The following is a 22,551-nucleotide window of genomic DNA, read 5'->3' as shown; positions in this document are numbered from 1 at the left end:
TCGCGACGCCGGCCTCACTTCTCCGACTCGTACTTCGCGGCGATGGCCTCGAGGCGCTCGCCGTACTTGTCCCACATCTGCTGCTCGATCGCGGCGTAGGCGTCGTTCTGCGCCTTGGTGAAGCCCGAGGACTCCTTGCACGCGTAGTCCGCGGCGGCGAGCTCGAGCTCCTTCTCCTTCAGCTCGGCCATCGCCGCCGGGTCCGGCTCGAACGACGCCTCGGGGTCGACCTCGCCCTCGACGTCGCCCTCGGCGTCCGGTGCTGCCGCCTCGTAGAGGGCGTTGAGCTCGTCGTAGATCGCCTGCTGCGGCTCGTCGGGGCTCGAGAAGTCGAAGCCGGCGTCCGCGATGCACTCCACCCACTTGTCCTGCGCAGCGCTGACCTTCGGGTCGTCGAGGACGGCCTCCCACTCGGTGCTCATCTCGTCGGAGAGCGCGGTGAACTCGGGGTCCTCCCAGATGCCGCCCTGCTGCTCGTAGACCTCGTGCGACGCCTTGCCCGAGCAGCCGTTCTCCTCCCAGTTGTACTCGATCTCGGCCTCCGGGTCGGCCTCGGGGTCGACCTCGGGCGGCGTGCCGTAGAGCGCCTCGTAGAAGGCGGTCTGCTCGCTCTCGGACATCGTCGCGAGGTAGTCGGCGTTGGGGTCCACGTACTCCTCGCCGCCACCGTAGATCTCGTCGCTCGTGGTCGCGCCGTACCCGTACTGCTCCGCGTACTCCTTCGAGTCCCACTCGGGCAGGCCCTCCGGCTCCTCCATGCTCACCGGCTCGGCGGGGGTGTACTCGAAGCCCTGCTCGGCCATGCAGGCGGCGATGATCTCCTCCATCTCGCGCTGCTGGCGCTCGTAGTCCTCGTCCTCGAACGAGCCGCCCAGCTTCTCGTAGAACGCGGTCATCGGCCCGCCGTCCTCGGCCGACGCGGAGGAGGTGCCGCCGGTGCACCCCGCCAGGGCGAGCGCCACGACAGTGGCGGCGGCGAGGGAGGGGAGGGCGGGGGTGCGACGCATCAGCATGCCTTTCGAGGGGACCGTTGACGGGAGTCAGGGCGCTGTCGACGGGGACGAAAGTGACCATATCGAAGCGCGGGGCGCGCCGGGTCCGACCGCGGGATGACGTTCGGCGGCCCCGAGGAGGACGTCGGCGCAGGGTTGGGGTACCGGGGTCGGACCTTCGGCGCGGGATGCGGGTCGGCGCCGCGGCCGGTCAGTACCGGATCGCGTCGATGACCTTGACCCGGACCGCGACGGTGGCCGGGATGGCACCGGCGAGCGCCCCGACACCGGTCGCGCACGCCATGCCGACGAGCGCGGCGGACACGGGGAACGGCGGCATGTCCTGGATGCCGCCGCCGAACAGCACGTCGACCGGGATGTTCTTGATGACGGCCACCGCGAGCACGACGCCCGCGAGCCCGGCCACGACCGTGGCGACGACCGACTCCATGAGGACGCCGAAGAAGATGCGCCCCGACGTGGCACCGAACGACCGGCGGATCCCGATCTCCCGGATGCGGTGCCGGACGGTGACGAGCGCGATGTTCACCAGGCCGAGGCCTCCGAGCAGCAGCGCGAAGGCGCCGATGCCCAGCGCCACCCACCGCGCGGCGCCGTCGAGCGTGCCGAACCCGTCGCTCCGGTTGTCCCAGACCTGCACCTCCCAGCCGGGCAGGACCGCGGCGACGTCGCGCTGGAGGCGCGGCGCCAGGTCGTCGGCCGCCTCCGGCGGGACCCAGACCTTGAGGGCCGGCACGGGCTGGCCCCAGCCGCTGCTCTCGGGCGTGTACCAGCGGACGAGCTGCTCGTACAGCACGAAGGTCGAGGGCATCTCCCCCTCCCAGCGGGTGGGGGTGACGCCGACGATCGTGGCTCGCACGGGGGTGTCGTCGCCGAGCAGCACGGTGGGACGTGACGTCAGGTCCTGGACGCCCAGGGCCTCGAGGAAGGCCTCGTTGACGACGAGCAGCGGTGCGTACGCCTCGACGTCGGCGTCGGTGAACCAGCGCCCCTCGTCGACGGAGACGCGCTGCATCGTCCCTAGGTCGGGGTCGACGGCGCGCACCTCGACGGACTGCGTGCCGCCGGGGAAGCGGAACGGCGCGGACGTGCTCCAGTCGCGCGTGGCCCACGTGATGCCGTAACGCTGGAGCGCGATGTCGTAGGTCGCGTCGAGGTCGGCGGGCGGCGTGGTGTCCTGACCCATCGGCCAGGCGTCGATCTGGAGCGTCACCTGGCGCCCGACGTCCCGCTCGAAGGACTCCTTGTAGCCCTGGCTGAGCATCTCGACGGCGGCCGTGACCGCGGTGATCGCCATGACGGCGGCGGCGACGCCGACGAGCGCGAGCAGGACGCGCAGCTTGTGCAGGCGCAGCTCGTCCCACGCCTCGACGACCGCTCCGACCAGCCCGGTCACGGCTCGACCTGCGCGGGGACGGGGCGGGCGAGCTCGGGCACGCCGTCGACCCGCCCGGTGGGCAGCGCGCGTGCACCGGGAAGCGTCGGGACGTCGCCCACCCACTCGTGGCCGGCGCCGCCGAGGTCGACGGGCACGAGCACGCCCTCGGCGAGCCGGTAGTGGCGCTGCGCGCGGGCGGCGACGGCGAGGTCGTGGGTGATGGTGACGAGGGCCGCTCCCGTCATCGACGCGATCTCGTCGAGCAGGCTCATGACCTCCTGCCCGGTCTCGACGTCGAGCGCGCCGGTCGGCTCGTCCGCGAGGATCACGCGCGGTCCGCGGACGAGGGCGCGCGCGATCGCGACGCGCTGCTGCTCGCCGCCGGACAGCTTCTCCGGCATGGTCTCGAGCCGGTCGCCGAGGCCGACGCGGTCCAGCATGTCGGCTGCGAGGGTGCGCCGGCGCCAGAACTGCCAGCCGGAGGCGTACATGAGCGGCGCCGCGACGTTCTCGAGCGCCGTCCGCCCCGGCAGCAGGTTGAACTGCTGGAACACGAACCCGAAGTCACGGCCGCGCCGCCGGGTGCGCTCGCGCGCGGACAGCCGCCCGATCGGGGTGCCCTCGAGCAGGTACTCGCCGTCGGTCGGGGCGTCCAGCAGGCCGAGGATGTTGAGGAGCGTGGACTTGCCGGTGCCCGAGCGGCCGACGACGGCGACGTGCTCGCCCGTGTCGACGCTCAGCGTCACGCCGCGCAGGATCTCCAGCAGCCGGTCGTCGGGCAGCCGGACCGACCGGGTGACCCCGGTGAGCTCGAGCAGGCTCATCCCTCGCACACCGCCGGGTCGTCGAGCATCGGGTCGTCGCACTCGGCACCCGGGTCGTCGCTCTTCACGGGCACGAACTGCATCACCAGGTCACCGACGGCGAGCCCCTCGGTGATCTGCACGACCTCGCCGTCCGTCAGCCCGAGCCCGACCTCGCGCTGCTCGGGCTCGGCGCCCTCCTCCGCGACCACCCACACGTTGCCGCGCTGGACGGTGCCCTGGACGGCGGAGACGGGGACCACCACGGCGTCCTCCGCGGTGCCGTTGACGATCTCCAGGTCGGCGCCGAGCCCGGGGAACGCGGTCACCTCGCCCGGGAGGGAGCACGTGACGGTCCCGGACGGGGTCGTGGTGGTGTCCGGCAGGTTCGGGTCCGGGGGGCTCGCCGGCGGCGCGGCCGCGCCGATCCGCAGGCCGCTGCAGGTGAACGGTGCAGGCCCGCCCTTGAGCGTCACGGTGGCCTCGGCCGGTGCCCCGACCAGCCGGTACTGCTGGTCGGGCGTGAGGGTGCCGGAGACCGACAGCGTCCCGGGGGCCACGGTGCCGACCGTGTCGCCCACGGACACCACCTGGTCCTTGAGCGTGGGCAGGGCGAGCGTGCCGGCGACGGGGCTGGTGACCTGCTGGACCACGACCTTGGGCTTGCGCTCGGTGACCGTCACCTCGCCGGTCTCGGGGTCGGTCCTCGTGACCGGGTCCTGCGGCGTCTCCTGGCGTACCTCGAGGATGGGCGTGCCGACCGCGACGGCCTGGCCGTCGGCCGCGAGCAGCTTGGAGACGGTGCCCGCGAGCGTCGCGCGCACCGCGACGGCCGGGTCGGCGACGACCGAGGCCCGTACGGTGACGGCGTTGGTGATCGTCGCCGTCGAGGCCGTGACCGTCGGCTCGACCACCTGCCCCGTCGGCACGGCTCCCGTCGCCTCGGTGCTCACGTCCGCGCCGGCGAACGCGATGCGCACCAGCGCGACCGCGATGACCGCCCAGACGAGGATGCGCAGGGCGGGGAAGACGTAGCGACGGACCACTGCGTGTGTGCTCCTCGTGCGGGGACGGGCTGCGACGAGGTGGCGCGGGTGCGGCCCCTCGCGGGGAACGCTAGCGGGGGCCGCCGACGTGCACGTCAGACCATGGTCGGACGTGCGCTCATCCCGCGGGAGGGCCTGCGACCGCGACCGTGAGGGCGGGCGGCGCCAGGTGCTGCCCGGCGAACGCGGCCGCGACCGCTCCGGCGACGCGCGCGACGTCGCCGGCACGGACCAGCGCGATCGCTGACCCTCCGAACCCCCCGCCCGTCATGCGGGCGCCGAGCGCGCCGGCCCGTCGAGCTGCGTCGACCGCGACGTCGAGCTCGCGGCAGGACACCTCGTAGTCGTCCCGCAGCGAGGTGTGCGACGCGTCCATGAGCGGTGCGACGGCGCGCACGTCCCCGGCGTCGAGCGCGTCGACGAACGCCGTGACACGCGCGATCTCGGTGACGACGTGCCGGACGCGGCGCGCGAGCACGTCCCCGTCGGGGCCGCCGGTCAGCGCGTCGAGCGCTGCGGGCCCGTCGACGACGTCCCGCAGCGACGCCACGCCGAGACGCCGGGCGGCCTCGTCGCACGCGGCCCGGCGCTGCGCGTACTCGCCGCCGACGTGCGCGTGCTCGGCGCGCGTGTCGACCACGAGCAGCGCGAGCCCGTGCGCGGCGAGGTCGAGGGGCACGTGGCGCACGCGCCCGTCGCGGCAGTCGAGCAGCAGGGCGTGGCCCGCGCGGGCGCGCAGCGACGCGGCCTGGTCCATGCCACCGGTGGGGGCGCCGGCCATCTCGTTCTCGGCGCGCACGCACAGGGTCGCGAGCACCGCCCGGCCCGCGTCGTCCGTCGGTGCGCCCGCGGGGTCGACCTCGCCGGCGAGCCCCAGGCCGTGCAGCGCGTCGAGCGCGACGGCCACGGACGCCTCGAGCGCGGCCGACGAGGACAGCCCGGCGCCGAACGGCACGCACGAGTCGATCGCGACGTCGAACCCGCCGACGTCGTGCCCGGCCTCGCGCAGCGCCCACGCGACGCCGACGACGTACGAGGCCCACCCGCTCACGGTCCCCGGCGCCGCGTCCGCGAGGCGCACCTCGCGCACGCCCGTCGGCTCCTGCGCGGACACCAGGCGCACGAGGTCGTCGTCGCGCCGCGCGACGGCGGCGTACGTGCGGTGCGGCAGCGCGATGGGCAGCGCGAGCCCGTCGTTGTAGTCGGTGTGCTCGCCGATGAGGTTGACGCGTCCCGGCGCCGACCGCACGCCCTGCGGCGCGGTGCCGAACGTCCGCGCGAACAGGTCGCGCGCACGTGCGTCGCCCTCGGCGCGGTCCCAGACGTCGGACCAGGCGGGTGTCGTCACGGGGTGCTCCGGGTCGGGTGCTCGACGGGGGTGGGGGTGGCGGGGCGGGTGCTCACGCGATCTCCTGCAGCCGGTGCGCGATGCGCTCGGGCGTCGTGTCGCTGACCCACGAGGCCATCGCGGACTCGACGCCCGCCAGGTACTTCAGGCGCCCGGGTGCGCGCAGCACCGAGAAGACCTGCAGGTGCAGGCGCGACAGCTCGCGGCCCTCGCGCACGGGCGCCTGGTGCCAGGCGCTGATGTACGGCAGCGGGACCGGGCCGTCGTCGCCGACGAAGAACCGGTCGAGGCGGTCCAGCAGCGTCAGGTAGGTGGTCGCCAGGTCGGCCCGCTCGGCGTTCGTCAGGGCCGGGAGGTCCGGCACGTCGCGTCGCGGCGCCAGGTGCACCTCGACGGGCCAGCGCGCGGCGTACGGCACGTACGCGACCCAGTGCTCCGACTCCAGCACGACGCGCTCGCGGTGCCGCAGCTCGGCGTCGAGGACGTCGCGCAGCAGCACGCGGCCGGTCGCGTCGTGGTGCGCGCGCGCCTGGCGCAGCATCGTCCGCGTGCGCGGCGTGACGTAGGGGAACGCGTAGATCTGCCCGTGGGGGTGGTGCAGCGTGACGCCGATCTCCTTGCCGCGGTTCTCGAAGCAGAAGACCTGCTCGACCCCGGGCAGCTCGCTGAGCGCGCGCGTGCGGTCGGCCCACGCCTCGACGACCGTCCGCATGCGCCGCGGCCCGACGGTCGCGAGGGACGCCGTGGGGTCGGACGAGAAGCAGATGACCTCGCACCGACCGCCGGCGGGCCGACGCTGCCACAGCGGCTCGCCCGCGACGAGCTCGGTCGCGTCGTCGGCGCCCGGCACCGTCAGCAGCGACGGGAAGCGGTTCTCGAAGACCACGACGTCGTAGTCGGTGTCCGGGATCTCGCCGTCCTGGTAGGCGGCGCCCGGCGCCGCAGGGGCGAGCGGGTTGGCGTCGGCCGGCGGCAGGAACGTGCGGTTCATGCGGTGCGCGGCCATGGGGATCCACTCGCCCGTGAGCGGGTCGAGCCGCAGCTCCGGGCCGGTCACCGGGTGGGCGGCGCCGTCGGCGCCCATGACGGGCGCGAACCGGTCGGGCAGCGGGCGCGGGTCGTCGAGGCGGCGGGTGGCGGCGCCGGAGACGTACGGCTCGGAGTCGTCGTAGTAGACGAGCTCGCGGCCGTCGGCGAGGCGGGTGGACGTGCGGCGGACGCGGGCGGCGTCGGGCTCGGCGGTCGCCGGGCTGCTCAGGGGGGTGCTCACTGCGGGTCTCCAGGGGCGGGGGAGGCGAGGACGAGCCGCCCGGCCGCGGCGGCGAGGTGGCGTCGGGCGTCGGCGTCGAGGTCGTCGTCGACGACGACGGTGTCCACGTCGTCCCACGCGCAGATGCGGGCGAGCCCGACGACGCCCCACTTGGTGTGGTCGGCCAGGACGGTGCCGGCGGCGGCGCAGCGCAGCAGGGCGCGGTCGGTCGCGGCCTCGGCGAGGTTGGGGGTGGTCGGCCCGTCCGCGTCGAGGCCGTGCACACCGAGGAAGGTGCGGTCGACGCGCAGGTCGCGCAGGGTGGCGTCGGCGACCGGGCCGACGAGCGCGTCGGACGGTGTGCGCGAGCCGCCGGTGAGGACGACGTCGACGTCCTCGACGCCGTGGAGGGCGTCCGCGACGCGCAGGCCGTTGGTGACGACGGTGAGCGGGCGCAGCGCCGGCTCGGCGGCGATCATCGTCGCGAGGAGCCACGTGGTGGTGCCCGCGGACACGGCGAGGGACTGGCCGGGCTCGACGTCCGCGAGGGCGGCGCGCGCGACCGCGGTCTTCTCGACCGACGACCAGGTGCGCTTGGCCTCGAACCCCGGCTCGTCGGTCGAGCGGGCCGGCAGGTCGGGGGCCACGGCGCCACCGTGGACGCGCCGCACGAGCCCGGCGCGCGCGAGCTCGGCGATGTCGCGTCGCACCGTCATGTCGGAGACGTCGAGCGCGACGACGAGGTCCGCGACGCGTGCGGCGCCGTGCGCGCGGACCGTCGCGAGGATCCGCTCCTGCCTCTGGGACGCGAGCATGGCGACAGTATCCACCACGATCGAACAGGAATCAACATCGCGGCGCACTGTGCGCATGCAGTACGACGGGCGTGGTGCTCGAGGCACCACGCCCGTCGTGTCACTGCTGCCGGCCGGGGGCCGGGCGGGTCAGACCGTCAGGAGCAGATGCCCCACGGGATCCAGCCGTTGTTCGACGAGCCCTTGTACCAGGTGACGCCGAACGAGTTGCCACCGGCCGGGGTGAACGTGTTGCCCGAGCGGGCGGCGTTCCAGGAGCTCTGGATCGACTGCCCGGAGTTCGGGTGCACGGTCACCGACCAGTTCGACTTGCCCGTCACGGTGTAGGTGACGTTGAACCGGTCGCTCCAGTCGTTGGTGCGCGTCCAGGAGACGGTGCAGCCGTTGTTGACGTAGCTGCCGCTGTCGTAGCCGCCGGTCGCACCGCCGCCGTTGTCGCCACCGCCGTTGTCGCCACCACCGTTGTCGCCGCCACCGTCACCGGGGTCGGCCTGGCCGGAGCCGGCGTTGAGGGCGTCGAGCACGTAGTTGTACGCGGCCTTCTTGTTGCCCGAGCCGTCGAACAGCAGCGGGGTGCCGGACGAGCGCCACGACTCGGTGTCACGCACGCCCCACACCGTGATGCCGGTGCAGCGGGCCACGCCGAGGCAGGCCTGCGTCACGCCGCGGAACTGCTCGGCCTGCGAGGTGCCGGAGCCCTCGATGTCCAGCTCGGTGATCTGCACGTCCACGCCGAGGTCGGCGAAGTTCTGCAGCGTCACGTGGTAGTTCGACGGGACCGGGTTGCCCGAGTTGAAGTGCGCCTGGAAGCCGACGCAGTCGATCGGGACACCGCGGGACTTGAAGTCCTTGACCATGTTGTACACGGCCTGGGTCTTCGCGTGGCTCCAGTTGTCGGTGTTGTAGTCGTTGTAGCAGAGCTTGGCCTGCGGGTCCGCCGAACGCGCGGCGCGGAACGCGGCCTCGATCCAGTCGTTGCCGGTGCCCTGCAGGTTCGAGTTACGACGCGCGCCGGACGAACCGTCGGCGAAGGCCTCGTTCACGACGTCCCAGGCGTAGATCTTGCCCTTGTAGTAGCCGGCGACCTGGGTGATGTGGTTGAGCATCGAGTTGCGCAGCGTCTGGCCGGACTGGTTCTGCATCCAGCCGGGCTGCTGGGAGTGCCACGCCAGCGCGTGACCCCGGATCCGCATGCCGTTCTGCTGGGCGTAGTTGACCATCGTGTTGCCCGAGTTCCAGTTGAACTGGCCCTGGTTGGGCTGCATCGCGTCGACCTTCATCTCGTTCTCGGCCGTGAGCATGTTGAACTCACGGCTGAGGATCGGCGCGATGCCACCGTTGGTGTAGTAGAAGTTCGCCGCAGCGGCACCGAAGTACCGGCCCGTGCGAGCCGCCGCCGCCTTCAGCGTGGTGCCGGCCGGCGCGTTCGTCGGCTGGGCGGTCGGCTGCTGGGTCGGCTGCTGCGTGGGGTTCTGCGTCGGCTGCTGCGTGGGCGTCGGCGTCTGCGTCGGCTGGCCGCCACCGGACACGCCACCGGGCGTGGCACGCACGGTGCCGCTCGTCTGGTTCAGCGCGTCGAGCGAGTAGTTGTACGCCTGCTTCTTGTTGCCCGACCCGTCGAACAGCAGCGGGGTGCCGCCGGAGCGCCACGACTCGCTGTCGCGCACGCCCCACACGGTGATGCCCGTGCAGCGCGCGACCGACAGGCACGCCTGGTGCACGCCGCGGAACTGCTCGGCCTGGCTCGTGCCGGAGCCCTCGATGTCGAGCTCGGTGATCTGCACGTCGACGCCCAGCGCGGCGAAGCTGCCGAGCGTGGTGTGGTAGTTCGACGGGACCGGGTTGCCCGAGTTGAAGTGCGCCTGGAAGCCGACGCAGTCGATCGGGACACCACGCGACTTGAAGTCGCGCACCATGTTGTACACGGCCTGCGTCTTGGCGTGCGACCAGTTGTCCGTGTTGTAGTCGTTGTAGCACAGGATCGCGCCGGGGTCGGCGGCGCGAGCGGCGCGGAACGCGGCCTCGATCCAGTCGTTGCCGGTGCGCTGCAGGTTGGAGTCGCGGCGTGCGCCGGACGAGCCGTCGGCGAAGGCCTCGTTCACGACGTCCCAGGCGTAGATCTTGCCCTTGTAGTAGCCGGCGACCTGGGTGATGTGGTTGAGCATCGAGTTGCGCAGCGTGGTGCCGGACTGGTTCTGCATCCAGCCGGGCTGCTGGGAGTGCCACGCCAGGGCGTGCCCGCGGACCCGCTTGTTGTTCTGCAGCGCCCAGTTGACGATCGTGTTGCCCGAGTTCCAGTTGAACTGGCCCTGGTTGGGCTGCATCGCGTCGACCTTCATCTCGTTCTCCGCCGTGATCATGTTGAACTCACGGTTGAGGATGGGCGAGATGCCGCCGTTGGTCAGGTAGAAGTTCGCGGCTGCGGCGCCGTAGTAGCGGTTGGACTCGGCAGCGGCGGCCTGCAGCGTGCTGCCGGCGGCCTGCGCCGACGTTGCCAGCGGCACGGCCATACCCACGGCCAGCGTGGCCGCGGCGACGGCGCTGACAGCGCGCGCACGGCGGCGCGTGTGTCGCGTGATCGTCATCGATCCTCCTCAGGGACGGGTTGCCGGGGGAGCCGGCAGGACACCGTTGCCGGTAAGGAGGTGTAACGTCAATCCAGGATGACCGTTCCGCGGTGTTTCGAGCAACTCGTAAACGTTTCACGCCGTTGGGGTGCCATGCGAACGTTCACTGTATCGGTAAATCACCCGGTGAGAAGTGATGCGTGTCACACCTGCGCGGACGCGCTCCCACAGTCGGACGTACGACCTGACGAAACTGTCGGGGGCTGCTCGGGGGTCGGGATCAGCGGGCCACGGGCGTGAGGTCGAGTGCCCGTCCCGCCAGGTTCCGTGGACGCGCGGCCAGCGACCTGGCGACTCCCTGCAGCGCCAGGGCACCCGGTGAGTCGGGGGCGGACAGCACCACGGGCGTCCCCCCGTCACCCGCCTCACGCAGCCGTACGTCCAGCGGCACCTGCCCGAGCAGCGGCACGCCGGCCCCCGTCAGCCGCGCGAGCTCGTCCGCCACGCGCTGCCCACCACCCGACCCGAACAGCTCGAGCCGCGACCCGTCCGGCTGGTCCAGCCACGCCATGTTCTCGACCACGCCCACGACCCGCTGCCGCGTCTGCACCGCCACGGCACCGGCGCGCTGCGCGACCTCGGCTGCGGCCTGCTGCGGCGTGGTGACGACGACGATCTCCGAGCCCGGCAGGAGCTGGGCGACCGAGATCGCGATGTCGCCCGTCCCGGGCGGCAGATCGAGCAGCAGCACGTCCAGGTCCCCCCAGAACACGTCGGCGAGGAACTGCTGCAGGGCGCGGTGGAGCATCGGTCCACGCCACACCACGGGCTGCCCGACGGGCACGAACATGCCGATCGACACCACCTTGACGCCGTGCGCCACCGGCGGCAGCAGCATGTCGTCGACCTTGGTAGGGGGTCGGTCCACGCCCAGCATGCGGGGGATCGAGAAGCCGTAGATGTCCGCGTCGACGACGCCGACGCGCAGACCGTCCGCTGCCATCGCGACCGCGAGGTTGGCGGTCACCGACGACTTCCCGACGCCGCCCTTGCCGGACGCGACCGCGATCACCTTCGTGAGCGAGCCCGGCTGCGCGAACGGGATCGTCGGCTCGGCGTCCGTCCCGCGTAGCATCGTGCGCAGGGCTGCGCGCTGCTCGGCCGACATGACTCCCAGGTCGACGCGCACGCCCACGACGCCCTCGAGGGGCGCGACCGCCGCCGTCACGTCGCGTGTCAGCGTGTCCTTGAGCGGGCAGCCGGGGGTCGTGAGGTCCAGGCCGACGGCGACGAACGCGCCACCGTCGCGCTGCTCCAGGTCGACCGAGCGCACCATGCCGAGGTCCGTGATCGGCCGGTGGATCTCCGGGTCCTGGACGCCGGCGAGCGCCGTGCGGACGGCGTCGATCAGGGGGTCGGTGGCGGCGGGGTCGGCGGGAGGCACGTGACCATCGTAGGTGCGGCGTCGACGGACCCGGACGGGCCGAGGGTCCGTGGCGCCGGCGTCAGGGCTGGGCCTCGAGCCAGGCGTCGACCTCGGCGCGGTGCGCGTCGAGGAACTCCTGCTGGGCGGCGTCGCTCAGCTCCCTCCAGCGAGCGAGGTAGTCCGTCCCGACCTGGCACTCCAGGTCGGCCAGAGCGACGCGCATCTCGAGGTCGCCGGCCTCGGTCGCCGCCGCCGGGTCCTGCACGTGGTCGTCGTCGAGCGGGACCCCGAACGACGTGTCTGCGACGGCCCGGTACGCCGCGTGCGGCGAGGCGTACTCGTACCCCTCGTCCGCCATGCAACGGGACCACTCGGCGTCGAGCGCGTCGAACCGGCCGTCGTCCGGCAGTGCCCCGAGGAACTCCCACGACTCCTCCTCGAACGCAGCGGACGGGTCGTCCGCCCCACCTGTCTGCGCGAGGTTCAGGCAGCCGCCCTCGGTGTCGTAGGTCGTGGAGCCCTCCCCGTCCTGCACCTCGTTGACCCTGCGGCCGTTGAGCGCCTCCCAGTAGGCGTCCTGCTCGGCCTGGGACCACTCCGAGAACCCGGGGATAGCGCTCGACTCGGCCGTGTACTGCCCGGGCTCCGGCGGGGCATCCGTGATGCCGTAGCCGTACTCCTCGGCGAACTCCCGCGACCCCCGGACCGGCACGTCCGGGTCGGGCCGCACGACGTCCTCCGGGTCGACCACCGCCATGGCGTACTCGAACCCCTGCTCCGCCATGCAGGCGGCGATCGCCTCCTCCTGCGCACGTACCTGCGCCTGGACGTCCTCGACGTACGACGGGGACGTCGGGTCGGGCTGGGTACCGACCAGCTCGGCGAGGGGTCCGGTCTGCCCGTAGCCGCCGGGGACCAGGGCGACGACGTCGCTCGTGACTGCGGCGGCGGACGGCGACGCGTCGGGGTCGGCCGGGGAGGTGCAGGCGGCGCACAGCAGGACGAGGCACGCGGTGAGCGGGGGCAGGAGGCGACGGGGGGTCACGTCCGCGAGGCTAGCCGTCCGACCTGCCGCGCGCCGCGGGTTCGCCGGGTCGCTCGTCACCGTCCGCCTCCGTCTGGAGCTCCTCGAGCAGGTTCCGCAGCTCCGAACGCACGAAGTCACGCGTCGCGACCTCGGACAGGGCGATGCGCAGCGACGCCATCTCGCGTGCGAGGAACTCGGTGTCCGCGAGGTTCCGCTCGGCGCGCTGCCGGTCCTGCTCGGCGGCGACGCGGTCGCGGTCCGCCTGCCGGTTCTGCGCGAGCAGGATGAGAGGGGCCGCGTACGACGCCTGCAACGACAGCATGAGCGTGAGCGCGGTGAAGCCGCTCGACGCCTTGTCGAACCGCAGCCCGACCGGCCCCCAGGAGTTCCACGCGAGCCACACGACGCAGAAGATCGTGAGCCACACGATGAACCGCGGTGTGCCGAGGAACCGGGCGATCCGCTCCGACACCTGGCCGGAGCGGTCCGACCCCACCTGCACGCGGGGCAGCAGCGAGCGCGCGCGGGTGCGCGGCTGGTCGAGGCGCTCAGCCACGGCCCACCTCGTCGCGCGTCACGACGGGCGTCGGCCGTGTCGGGGGGCCGACGTGCACGTCGTCCGTCTCGCGCCAGTCGTCGGGCAGCAGGTGGTCGAGCACGTCGTCGACCGACACCGCCCCCAGCAGGCGGCGCTGCTCGTCGACGACCGGCAGCACCAGCAGGTTGTACGTCGCGAGCTGGCGCGTGACCGTCAGCAGCGGCGCGTCGACCGCGACCGGCTCGAGGTCGCTGTCGACGATCTGCCCGATGGACTCGTGCGGCGGCTCGCGCAGCATCCGCTGCAGGTGCACGAGCCCGATGTAGCGGCCCGTGGGCGTCTCGAGCGGCGGGCGCGCGACGAACACGACGGACGCGAGCGCCGGGTTGAGGTCCTGGCGGCGGACGTGCGCGAGCGCCGCCGCGATCGACGTCTCCGGGCCGAGGATCACCGGCTCGGTCGTCATGAGACCACCGGCGGTGTTGTCCTCGTACGCCAGCAGGCGCCGCACGTCCTTGGCCTCCTCGGGCTCCATGAGCGCGAGGAGCTCGGCAGCCTGCTCGTCGGGCAGGCCGCCCAGCAGGTCGGCCGCGTCGTCCGGCTGCATGGCCTCGAGCACGTCGGCCGCGCGCTTGCGCTCCAGCGCCCCGAGGATCGCGACCTGGTCGTCCTCCGGGAGCTCCTCGAGGACGTCGGCCAGCCGCTCGTCGTCGAGCGCGGACGCGACCTCGAGGCGCCGCGTCACCCCCAGGTCGTGCAGGACGTCCGCGAGGTCGGCGGGCTTGAGGTCCTCGTACTGGGCCAGCAGCAGCTGCGCGCCCTGCGCGGCCGACGGCCGGGCGAGCCCCACGACGTCCTCGACGGGCACGAGCAGGGTCTCGCCACGGCGGCGCAGCAGCCCGCCGCGGTGCTCGGTGCGGCGCACGAAGACCTTGGTGACGAGCCAGTCGCCGTTGCGCTGCAGCTCCATCGCGACGTCCTCGACGCGCGCCGAGCCGGACCCGTCCGCGAGCTCGACCGTGCGGTCCAGGAGCTCACCGACCACGAGGGTCTCGGAGACCCGCTGCTCGAAGCGGCGCATGTTCACCAGGCCCGTCGAGATGACCTGCCCGGCGTCGACGGCCGTCACCCGTGTCAGCGGCAGGAACACCCGTCGCCGCCCGGGTACCTCGACCACCAGGCCGACCGCGCGCGGCGCGCCCTTGAGGCGCACGAGCACGACGACGTCGCGCACCCGGCCGACCTCGTCGCCGATCGGGTCGAAGACGGTGGTGCCGGCGAGGCGCGCGACGAACACCCGGGTCCCGACGCTGCTCACGGCCGTCAGCCTAGACGCCGGTCCGACGCCCAGCCTGGCGGCGCCCCGGCGCGTGGGGGAGGATCGGGGCATGTCGTTCTCGTCGTCCTCGCGGATCCCGACGACGCCGACCCTGCCCACGGGCGAGACCGTCGCCACCTACGGCACCTACCTGGAGGCGCAGAAGGCGGTCGAGCTCCTCGCCGAGAAGGAGTTCCCCGTGCGCGCCGTGACGATCGTCGGCACGGACCTGCGCATGGTCGAGCGCGTGCTGCGTCGGCTGTCGTACCCCAGCGCGGCGCTCGGAGGCTTCCTCTCCGGCGTGTGGTTCGGTCTGTTCGTCGGCCTGATCCTCACGCTGTTCTCGTCGGGCGGACCCGGCGTCATGCTGCCCACGGCGCTCTTCGGTGGCGCGTTCGGGCTGCTGTTCTCCGTCATCGGGTACTCGTTGACGCGGGGGCGACGGGACTTCGCGTCGTCCAGCCAGATCGTCGCGACGTCCTACTCGGTGCTGTGCGCGCCCGAGCACGCGCACCGGGCCCGCACCCTCCTCGCCGACACCGGGGGAGTGGTCTCCGGGTGGCCCGAGCCCGTGCGCCCGCCGGCCCCGCCCGTCGGCGCACCGCCGTCGGACCCGTCGGTCGTCCACCCGGCACCGGACGGGACGACGCAGCCGGACCCGCGGCCCGGCCCGCCACCGACGGCCTGACGGCCGGCCTCACGCCTCGCGCAGCGCCGCCATCCACGCCTCGACCGCGTCGGGGTCGCGCGGCAGGGCAGCCGAGAGGTTCTCGTTGCCGTCGGCCGTGACGAGCACGTCGTCCTCGATGCGCACACCGATGCCGCGGTACTCCGCCGGGACCAGCAGGTCGTCGGACTTGAAGTACAGGCCCGGCTCGATCGTGAACACCATGCCGGGCTCCAGGACCCCGTCGAGGTACAGCTCGGCGCGTGCCTGCGCGCAGTCGTGCACGTCCAGCCCCAGGTGGTGGGACGTGCCGTGCACCATCCACCGGCGGTGGTGCTGGTTCTCCGGGTCCAGCGACTCCTCGGCGGAGACGGGCAGCAGGCCCCACTCCTCGAGCCGCGCCGCGAGCACGCGCATCGCGGCGTCGTGCACGTCGCGGAACCGCGCGCCGGGCACCGCCGCGGCGAAGCCCGCGTCGGCGGCGTCGAGCACGGCCCGGTAGACGCGGCGCTGCACGTCGGTGAACCGGCCGTCGACGGGCAGCGTGCGGGTGAGGTCGGCCGTGTACAGCGAGTCGACCTCGACGCCCGCGTCGACGAGCACGAGCTCGCCCGGTCGCACCCGACCGTCGTTGTCCGTCCAGTGCAGCGTCGTGGCGTGCTCGCCCGCCGCCGCGATCGTCGTGTAGCCGACGTCGTTGCCGACCTCCCGCGCGTGGCCGAGGAACGTGCCCTCGACGACGCGTTCGCCCCGCGGGTGCGCGACCGCACGCGGCAGCGCTCGCACGATCTTCTCGAAGCCCTCGATCGTCACGGCGACCGCGTGGCGCATCTGCTCGACCTCGTACGCGTCCTTGAGCAGCCGCAGCTCCGCGAGCGCCTCGGCGAGGCGCGCGTCCGCCTCGCCGGTCTCGTCCTCGCCGCGCAGCCGCGCGACGACCTCCTCGACCGCGGCGTCCGCGCCGGGCACGACGAGCACCTGGACGCCCCCCTCGCCGGCGTCCTTCGCCAGCGCGTCGCGCAGCTCCGCGACGTGCGCGGTCGCGATGCCGGTGGTCGTCGCGACGTCCTCGAGCGTCGGGCGCGCACCCACCCAGAACTCGCCGTAGCGCGTGTCCGCGAAGAACTCCGGGGTGTCGCGGCCCGCCAGGGGGTTCATGTAGAGGACCGCGCGGTGCGCGCTGCCGTCGTCGCCCGTGCCGTCCGGCACCGGGTGCAGCACGAGCACCGCGTCCGGCTCCTGCTCGGTCCCCAGGCCCGTGAGGTGCGCGAACGCCGCGTGCGGGCGGAACCGGAAGTCGGTGTCGTTGGAGCGGACCTTGAACGCCCCGGCGGGCACGACGAGCCGCGCACCGGGGAACTGCCCGGACAGCGCGCTGCGGCGCACCGCCGTGAGGTCGGCGACGGGGGCGCGCACGGCCGTCGACGGCGGGCGCTCGCCCCAGCCCGACGTCACGAACTCGATGAAGCGCCGCGACTGCGGACGGTGCGACCGGTTCGAGCCGCGCTCCTCGAGGCGCTGCTCGTGGTCGGCCGGGGTCACGGTCTCGGACGTGAGGTTCTCGGGGCGCTCGTCGGTGCTCACGTCCCCACTATCGCACCGCCGTGCAGGCCGCAGCGGACACGGTGGCCCGAGGTCCCGGGTGCGACCGGATAGCGTGGGCGGGTGCGCATCGACCTCCACACGCACTCGCGCGCGTCGGACGGCACGCAGGCCCCCGCGGTGCTCGTCGCCGCGGCACGTGACGCGGGCCTCGACGTCGTCGCCCTCACCGACCACGACACCACCGCCGGGTGGGACGAGGCCGCCGCCGCCGCGCTCGACGTCGGCATCGCGCTCGTGCGCGGCACGGAGGTCTCGGCGCGCTCGCGCGGCGTCAGCGTGCACCTGCTCAGCTACCTGCAGGACCCCGAGCACCCCGCGCTGGCCGGCGAGCTGGCGCGTGCGGCGGAGTCGCGCGTGACGCGCGCCCGCAGCATCGTCGAGCTCCTCGCGCGCGACGTGCCGATCACGTGGCAGGACGTGCTCGACCAGGCGCGCGACGCTGTCGTCGTCGGACGCCCGCACATCGCCGACGCGCTCGTCGCGCGCGGCGTCGTGCCCGACCGGGACGCGGCCTTCGCGCACCTGCTGCGTTCCGACGGGCCGTACCACGTCGACCACTACGCGCCTGCGGCGCCCGTGGCCGTCGCGGCGATCCGCGCGTCCGGGGGTGTGCCGGTCTTCGCGCACCCCGCCGCGGACGCTCGCGGCCGCATCGTTCCGGACGACGTCTTCGACGAGCTCGCCGAGGCCGGGCTCGCGGGTCTCGAGGTGCACCACCGCGACCACTCGCCCGCGCAGCGCGAGCGGCTGCTCGCGATCGCGGAGCGGCTCGGCCTGATCGTCACGGGCTCGAGCGACTACCACGGTGCGGGCAAGCTCAACCGGCTGGGGGAGAACCTCACCGACCCGCAGGTGCTCGAGGAGATCGTCCGGCAGGGCGCGACGGAGGTGGTGGGCGCGTGAGCAGCGTGCTCGACGTGCAGCTGTTCATCTCGGTGTTCGTGACGCTGTTCGTCATCATGGACCCGCCGGGCACGGTGCCGCTGTTCCTCGCGCTGACCGGCTCGATGACCCGCCAGCAGCGCAAGCGCGCCGCCCGGCAGGCGATCCTCGTGGCGTTCGGCGTCATCGTCGGCTTCGCGCTGTTCGGGCAGTCGCTGCTCAACTACCTGCACGTCTCGGTGCAGGCGCTGCAGGCGGCCGGCGGCCTGCTGCTGCTCCTCGTGGCGATGGAGCTGCTGACGGGGAAGATGGACAGCAACGAGGGCCTGGAAGGCACGCAGGGCAACGTCGCGCTCGTGCCGCTCGGCACGCCGCTGCTGGCCGGCCCCGGCGCGATCGTGGCGACCATGGTGTTCGTGCAGCAGTCGAGCGAGGTGACGGACTGGGTCGCCCTCGGCCTCGGCGTCGTGCTCGTCCATCTGTGCCTGTGGCTGTCGATGCGGTTCGCCGGTGCGATCCACCGGGTGCTGAAGGACTCCGGCACGATGCTCGTCAGCCGTATCGCGGGACTGCTGCTCGCGGCGATCGCCGTGCAGCTGCTCGCGGACGCCGTGCTGACGTTCGCCCGCGAGGTCTGACGGACCCGTCCGACGCGCAAGCCCGACCAGGTGTGGTCACCGGTGTGACCACACCTGAACGATCGGGGCACAGGTGTGACCACTCCTGAGGTGCCCGGTCGCCGGTGACCGTCACGGGCCGGCCGCGACGACGGAACGCCCCGCACCGTGCGGCGCGGGGCGTTCCGGGTCGGACGTCGTGCGGCTGCTCAGGCGTCGGCGGGCGCGGTGCCGGTGTCCGCCGCAGCACCCGCGGCGCCGCCGCTGCCGCCGCGCGAGCGGCGACGCCGCCGACGGCGCGGCGCACCGGTCGACTCGCCGGTCGACCCGTCGTCACCGGCGGACGCCTGCTCGGAGCGCTGCGGGGACTGCGGCGCGGCCTCGCCCAGCTCCGTGCGGGCAGCCTCACCGCTCGAGCGGCCACGGCCGCCACGGCGTCGGCGACGGCCCTCGCCGTCGCTCTCGGTGCGCTGCTCGCCGTCGCGCTCGCGCGCCGGGCCGCCCGAGCGGCCACGGCCGCCGTCGCCCCGGGCGCCGTCACCGCGGCCGGCGCGGTCGCCGGACCGCGCGGGACGGGCGCCACCCCCGCGCTTGCCGGTCTCGCCCAGGTCCTCGAGCACCTCGGCGTCGAGACCGGCGCGCGTCTGCTGCGACTTCGGCAGGCGACCGGTGACGCCCTCGGGGACGTCGAGGTCCTCCCGGACGTGCGGCGACGACGAGTACGTCTCGACCGGCTCGGGGATGCCCAGGCCGAGCGCCTTGTCGATGAGCCCCCAGCGCGGGATGTCGTCCCAGTCGACGAACGTCACCGCGGTGCCCTTGTTGCCCGCGCGGCCGGTACGGCCGGTGCGGTGCAGGTACGTCTTCTCGTCCTCGGGGCACTGGTAGTTCACGACGTGCGTGACGTCCTCCACGTCGATGCCGCGCGCGGCGACGTCGGTCGCGACCAGCACGTCGACCTTGCCGTGCCGGAACGCGCGCAGCGCCTGCTCGCGCGCACCCTGGCCCAGGTCACCGTGGATCGCGCCGGCGGCGAACCCGCGCTCCACCAGCTCGTCGGCCACCTTGGCGGCGGTGCGCTTGGTGCGCGCGAAGACGATCGTCAGGCCGCGGCCGCGGGCCTGCAGGATCCGGGCGAGGAGCTCGACCTTGTCCAGCGCGTGCGCACGGTAGGCGACCTGCTTGATGTTCTTGACCGTCTGGCCCTCGTCGTCCGGCGCGGACGCGCGGATGTGCGTGGGCTGCGACATGTAGCGGCGCGCCATCGCGACGACGGCACCGGGCATGGTCGCCGAGAACAGCATCGTGTGGCGGTTCGGCGGGGTCGCCGCGAGCAGCTTCTCGACGTCGGGCAGGAAGCCCAGGTCGAGCATCTCGTCGGCCTCGTCCAGGACGACCTCGGTGGCGTGCTTGAGGCGCAGGTGGCGCTGGTTGAGCAGGTCGATCATGCGACCCGGCGTGCCGACGACCACGTCGGCGCCACGCTGCAGCGCCTCGACCTGCGGCTCGTACGCGCGCCCGCCGTACACCTGGACGATGCGGACCTTGCGACCCGTCGAGGCCATGGCGAGGTCCCCGGCGACCTGGACGGCGAGCTCACGTGTCGGGACGACGACCAGCGCCTGCGGCTCGCCCGGCGCGGGCAGCCGGTCGTAGCCGTCCTCGCCGGGGGCGATCACGCGGTGCAGCAGCGGGACGCCGAACCCGAGGGTCTTGCCGGTGCCGGTCTTGGCCTGGCCGATGATGTCGTGGCCGGACAGCGCGACCGGCAACGTCATCGCCTGGATGGGGAACGGCTGGGTGATCCCGGCCGCGGCGAGCGCGGCGACGATCTCGGGGCGGACGTCGAAGTCGGCGAACGAGGCGTCCACGGCTTGCACCGAGGCGGCGCGGCGCGAGCCCGTCGGGGACTCGGTGGGGACGGCGTCCGCAGCGGTGCGGATCCCGGTCTCGGGGGTGTCGATGGTGTCGGTCGTGGGGGTGTCGACGGTCTGGTCCGTGGTCACGTGCGGCTCTTCACTGCCAGGGTGACGGCTCACGGTGCCCACCCGGGCTGCGGCGGCGCGTCGTGCGCTCGTCCGACCCGGGCGACAGCGGGGCTGCGCCACGCGGGTTGGCCGGCAGCCGATCGTAGACGTCACCCCCCACGGCGCAACCTGCCGGCGCGCCGCGGGCGTCGTGCCCGGCGGGCGGCGGACGGGTGCGCGTCGTGCGAGGAGGGCCGCGGCGGGGAGCCGGGCCGGGAAACCGAGACGAACGGGCAACCGATGTACGGGATGTACCCCGGCAGTCTATCGGACACCCGCGCGGTCACCCGGGCGGCGGCGGGCGGCGCACCCCGCGGCGCTACGATCGCCGGATGACCACCAGCGCCGGGAGCTCCCGTCCTCCGTACCCCGAGCACACCGGCCCGGGACGCACCGACGACCGCACGGCCAACCGCAGCGGCAAGGACGCGGACGCGGTGCGCGCGCTCGAGGTCGCCGACGCCGTCGAGGTGCTCGGGCTCGTCGCGAGCGTCGAGCACCAGGCCTTCGCCCGACTCGCCGAGGACAGCCGCCAGGCACCCGGGCTCGAGCAGTCGCTCGCCCTGAGCCGCCTCGCCGCGTGCTGCACGGAGCGGCGCGACCGCGTGCTCGCGCGCATCGAGGAGCTCGGCGGCGACCCCGCCACGGCGCTGGCGCGATTCGACGGCCTGCTCACGGAGTTCGACGTCCGCACGCCGTCGAGCACGTGGGCCGAGCGCCTGCTCAAGGCGTACGTCGGCTACGGCGTCGCCGACGACTTCTGCCGCCTCGTCGCGCGCGGCCTGGACGAGGAGTCCGCACGGCTCGTCGCCGACGTGCTCGACGACGCGTCGCGCACCGAGCTCGCGGTCGGCGAGCTCGACCGCGCGTGCGCGGGCGACGACGTGCTGTCGTCGCGGCTCGCGCTGTGGGGCCGGCGGCTCGTCGGCGAGGCCCTCGGGGTCGTGCAGCGCGTCGCGCAGCGGCCGGAGGTCGCACGCGTGCTGGCCCGGGCCGGTGCGTCGGACAGCACCGACGGCGAGGCGTCGCACGTCGCGGCGCGCGAGAGCGTCGCCCAGGCACCCGCGACGGTCTTCAACGAGCTGACCGCCGAGCACACGCGCCGCATGTCACGGCTGCACCTCACGGCCTGACGCCCGGTGCCCGGCACGTGCCGGGCACCGGGCGTACCGTCACACCTGGCCGAAGCCCACGCGGCCCTTCGTCTCGGCGCCGATCTCGACGTAGCCGAGGGCGGCGGCGGGCACGACGACGCGACGCCCGCGGGTGTCCGTCAGGTCGAGCGTCGACGTCCTGCCCTCGACGGCCGCCTGCACGGCCGCGACGACCTCGTCCGCCGGCTGGTCGGACTCGAGCGTCAGCTCGCGCGGGTGGTGCTGCACGCCGATCGTGATCTCCACGGGCTCTCCTCATCGGACGGGGCCCGACGCACGACGTCGGGCTGGTCGTCCCGATCCTAGGCGTCCCCGTACGGGTAGTCGGGCCGCACGAGGCCGGCGAGGCCGCGCCACTGCAGGCTCGTGACGAGCTCGACGACGCGGTCGACGCCCGTCCCGCCGCCGTGCCGCAGCCAGTACGTGGCCGCGCCCTGCGCGGTCGCCACGAGCGCCGCGGCCAGCACGTCGGCGTCGCCGCGGTCCCGGCCCGTCACGGTGACGAGCACCTCGGCGATCCGGCGCGTGACCTCCGCGTCCGCGCGCTCGACGCGCCCGCGCACCTGGCTGTCCCGCGTGACGTCGGACTCGAAGAGCAGCGTGGAGGACTCGCCCGCCACCTGCACGAAGCCGAGGTACGCCTCGACGACCGCGGCCACGACCGCCCGGCCCTCGCCCCGGGCCAGCGGACCCGCCTCGATGGGTGCGACCGCACGCTCGACGGTCGCCAGGAGCTGCGCTCCCTGCTCGTCGACGACCGCGAGGTACAGGTCGAGCTTGGACGGGAAGTGCCGGTACAGCACGGGCTTGCTGACCTCGGCGCGCTCCGCGATGTCGTCCATCGAGACGTGGTGGAAGCCCTCGGTGGCGAACAGGTCGAGCGCGACCGCCAGGAGCTGCGACCTGCGCTCCGCGCGCGCCATCCGAGGCCCGCGGGAGCGCGTGCCGGGGGCGTCGTGGTCGTCGGTCATCCGGGAATCGTAGCGACGCCGTGTTGCGGGAAGACGTCACGTCCGTCGGACGGAGCAGCGTCCCGCGCGCCTGGCGTGGCGTGGTCCGCAGGCCCGGGGC

General features: G+C 73.7%; 20 protein-coding genes. 4 read left to right on the top strand and 16 right to left on the bottom strand.

Annotated elements, in window-relative coordinates; all coding sequences use genetic code 11:
• Window positions 1-14 precede the first annotated feature (14 nt).
• The 12 genes from CFLA_RS12600 to CFLA_RS12540 form a co-directional block, all read right to left on the bottom strand.
• A complete protein-coding gene (locus CFLA_RS12600; RefSeq protein ID WP_043599039.1) occupies window positions 15-1,013 on the bottom strand; it encodes a hypothetical protein in 999 nt (332 codons plus the stop codon).
• Between the two features lie 190 nt (window positions 1,014-1,203).
• Window positions 1,204-2,409: an ABC transporter permease gene (locus CFLA_RS12595; protein WP_013117714.1), complete on the bottom strand. Its 1,206-nt coding sequence runs from the start codon at window positions 2,407-2,409 to the stop codon at window positions 1,204-1,206.
• Window positions 2,406-3,215 (bottom strand): ABC transporter ATP-binding protein, encoded by an 810-nt coding sequence (locus CFLA_RS12590; RefSeq protein ID WP_013117713.1) that lies wholly within the window; start codon window positions 3,213-3,215, stop codon window positions 2,406-2,408. Before CFLA_RS12590 ends, CFLA_RS12595 begins: the two co-directional genes overlap by 4 nt.
• Entirely contained in the window at window positions 3,212-4,240 is a 1,029-nt protein-coding gene (locus tag CFLA_RS12585; RefSeq protein ID WP_013117712.1) for a permuted SH3 domain-containing protein, read from the bottom strand. The genes CFLA_RS12590 and CFLA_RS12585 overlap by 4 nt, the downstream gene beginning before the upstream one ends.
• Before the next feature lie 118 nt (window positions 4,241-4,358).
• A complete protein-coding gene (gene galK, locus CFLA_RS12580; RefSeq protein WP_013117711.1) occupies window positions 4,359-5,588 on the bottom strand; it encodes a galactokinase in 1,230 nt (409 codons plus the stop codon).
• Between the two features lie 52 nt (window positions 5,589-5,640).
• Window positions 5,641-6,858, bottom strand: coding sequence for a galactose-1-phosphate uridylyltransferase (gene galT / locus CFLA_RS12575; RefSeq protein WP_013117710.1), 1,218 nt, complete (start codon window positions 6,856-6,858; stop codon window positions 5,641-5,643).
• Entirely contained in the window at window positions 6,855-7,652 is a 798-nt protein-coding gene (locus tag CFLA_RS12570; RefSeq protein ID WP_013117709.1) for a DeoR/GlpR family DNA-binding transcription regulator, read from the bottom strand. Before CFLA_RS12570 ends, galT begins: the two co-directional genes overlap by 4 nt.
• Before the next feature lie 137 nt (window positions 7,653-7,789).
• Window positions 7,790-10,237, bottom strand: coding sequence for a glycoside hydrolase family 10 protein (locus tag CFLA_RS19585; protein WP_013117708.1), 2,448 nt, complete (start codon window positions 10,235-10,237; stop codon window positions 7,790-7,792).
• A gap of 262 nt (window positions 10,238-10,499) precedes the next feature.
• A complete protein-coding gene (locus tag CFLA_RS12555; RefSeq protein WP_013117707.1) occupies window positions 10,500-11,663 on the bottom strand; it encodes an Mrp/NBP35 family ATP-binding protein in 1,164 nt (387 codons plus the stop codon).
• 61 nt (window positions 11,664-11,724) lie between these two features.
• A complete protein-coding gene (locus CFLA_RS12550) occupies window positions 11,725-12,690 on the bottom strand; it encodes a hypothetical protein (RefSeq protein ID WP_013117706.1) in 966 nt (321 codons plus the stop codon).
• A gap of 10 nt (window positions 12,691-12,700) precedes the next feature.
• The gene (locus CFLA_RS12545; RefSeq protein WP_013117705.1) at window positions 12,701-13,228 is read right to left on the bottom strand and encodes a DUF1003 domain-containing protein; all 528 of its coding nucleotides are present in this window, start codon (window positions 13,226-13,228) and stop codon (window positions 12,701-12,703) included.
• Complete coding sequence (locus tag CFLA_RS12540; RefSeq protein WP_013117704.1) at window positions 13,221-14,528, bottom strand: magnesium transporter MgtE N-terminal domain-containing protein; 1,308 nt, start codon at window positions 14,526-14,528, stop codon at window positions 13,221-13,223. The genes CFLA_RS12545 and CFLA_RS12540 overlap by 8 nt, the downstream gene beginning before the upstream one ends.
• 70 nt (window positions 14,529-14,598) lie before the next feature.
• Here CFLA_RS12540 and CFLA_RS12535 point away from each other — a divergent pair, with 70 nt between their 5' ends.
• Window positions 14,599-15,216, top strand: coding sequence for a YflT domain-containing protein (locus tag CFLA_RS12535; protein ID WP_013117703.1), 618 nt, complete (start codon window positions 14,599-14,601; stop codon window positions 15,214-15,216).
• A 9-nt stretch (window positions 15,217-15,225) separates the two neighbouring features.
• Here CFLA_RS12535 and CFLA_RS12530 read toward each other — a convergent pair whose 3' ends face one another.
• A complete protein-coding gene (locus CFLA_RS12530) occupies window positions 15,226-16,779 on the bottom strand; it encodes an aminopeptidase P family protein (protein WP_013117702.1) in 1,554 nt (517 codons plus the stop codon).
• An 81-nt stretch (window positions 16,780-16,860) separates the two neighbouring features.
• On the opposite strand from CFLA_RS12530, the gene CFLA_RS12525 reads away from it, so the two are divergent.
• Window positions 16,861-17,703 (top strand): PHP domain-containing protein, encoded by an 843-nt coding sequence (locus CFLA_RS12525; protein WP_013117701.1) that lies wholly within the window; start codon window positions 16,861-16,863, stop codon window positions 17,701-17,703.
• Complete coding sequence (locus tag CFLA_RS12520; RefSeq protein WP_013117700.1) at window positions 17,700-18,320, top strand: MarC family protein; 621 nt, start codon at window positions 17,700-17,702, stop codon at window positions 18,318-18,320. The genes CFLA_RS12525 and CFLA_RS12520 overlap by 4 nt, the downstream gene beginning before the upstream one ends.
• A gap of 188 nt (window positions 18,321-18,508) precedes the next feature.
• On the opposite strand, the gene CFLA_RS12515 is transcribed toward CFLA_RS12520, so the two are convergent.
• Window positions 18,509-20,305: a DEAD/DEAH box helicase gene (locus CFLA_RS12515; RefSeq protein ID WP_013117699.1), complete on the bottom strand. Its 1,797-nt coding sequence runs from the start codon at window positions 20,303-20,305 to the stop codon at window positions 18,509-18,511.
• A gap of 353 nt (window positions 20,306-20,658) precedes the next feature.
• On the opposite strand from CFLA_RS12515, the gene CFLA_RS12510 reads away from it, so the two are divergent.
• Window positions 20,659-21,459 (top strand): ferritin-like fold-containing protein, encoded by an 801-nt coding sequence (locus CFLA_RS12510; RefSeq protein WP_013117698.1) that lies wholly within the window; start codon window positions 20,659-20,661, stop codon window positions 21,457-21,459.
• 39 nt (window positions 21,460-21,498) lie between these two features.
• Here CFLA_RS12510 and CFLA_RS12505 read toward each other — a convergent pair whose 3' ends face one another.
• Together CFLA_RS12505 and CFLA_RS12500 are read right to left on the bottom strand one after the other, a co-directional pair.
• Entirely contained in the window at window positions 21,499-21,726 is a 228-nt protein-coding gene (locus tag CFLA_RS12505; protein WP_013117697.1) for a DUF3107 domain-containing protein, read from the bottom strand.
• 56 nt (window positions 21,727-21,782) lie between these two features.
• Window positions 21,783-22,451: a TetR/AcrR family transcriptional regulator gene (locus tag CFLA_RS12500; protein WP_013117696.1), complete on the bottom strand. Its 669-nt coding sequence runs from the start codon at window positions 22,449-22,451 to the stop codon at window positions 21,783-21,785.
• Between the last annotated feature and the right edge of the window lie 100 nt (window positions 22,452-22,551).

Source organism: Cellulomonas flavigena DSM 20109, assembly GCF_000092865.1.
Classification (GTDB): domain Bacteria; phylum Actinomycetota; class Actinomycetes; order Actinomycetales; family Cellulomonadaceae; genus Cellulomonas; species Cellulomonas flavigena.
The sequence above is the reverse complement of the archived record's forward strand: the minus strand, read 5'-3'. Positions and strand labels throughout refer to the sequence as shown.

What these genes read in the sequence shown, in the direction of transcription:
- CFLA_RS12600 (WP_043599039.1), bottom strand. Translation starts at nt 1,013, where the DNA reads ATGCTGATGCGTCGCACCCCCGCCCTCCCCTCCCTCGCCGCCGCCACT.
- CFLA_RS19585 (WP_013117708.1), bottom strand. Translation starts at nt 10,237, where the DNA reads ATGACGATCACGCGACACACGCGCCGCCGTGCGCGCGCTGTCAGCGCC.
- CFLA_RS12590 (WP_013117713.1), bottom strand. Translation starts at nt 3,215, where the DNA reads ATGAGCCTGCTCGAGCTCACCGGGGTCACCCGGTCGGTCCGGCTGCCC.
- CFLA_RS12510 (WP_013117698.1), top strand. Translation starts at nt 20,659, where the DNA reads ATGACCACCAGCGCCGGGAGCTCCCGTCCTCCGTACCCCGAGCACACC.
- CFLA_RS12570 (WP_013117709.1), bottom strand. Translation starts at nt 7,652, where the DNA reads ATGCTCGCGTCCCAGAGGCAGGAGCGGATCCTCGCGACGGTCCGCGCG.
- CFLA_RS12500 (WP_013117696.1), bottom strand. Translation starts at nt 22,451, where the DNA reads ATGACCGACGACCACGACGCCCCCGGCACGCGCTCCCGCGGGCCTCGG.
- CFLA_RS12535 (WP_013117703.1), top strand. Translation starts at nt 14,599, where the DNA reads ATGTCGTTCTCGTCGTCCTCGCGGATCCCGACGACGCCGACCCTGCCC.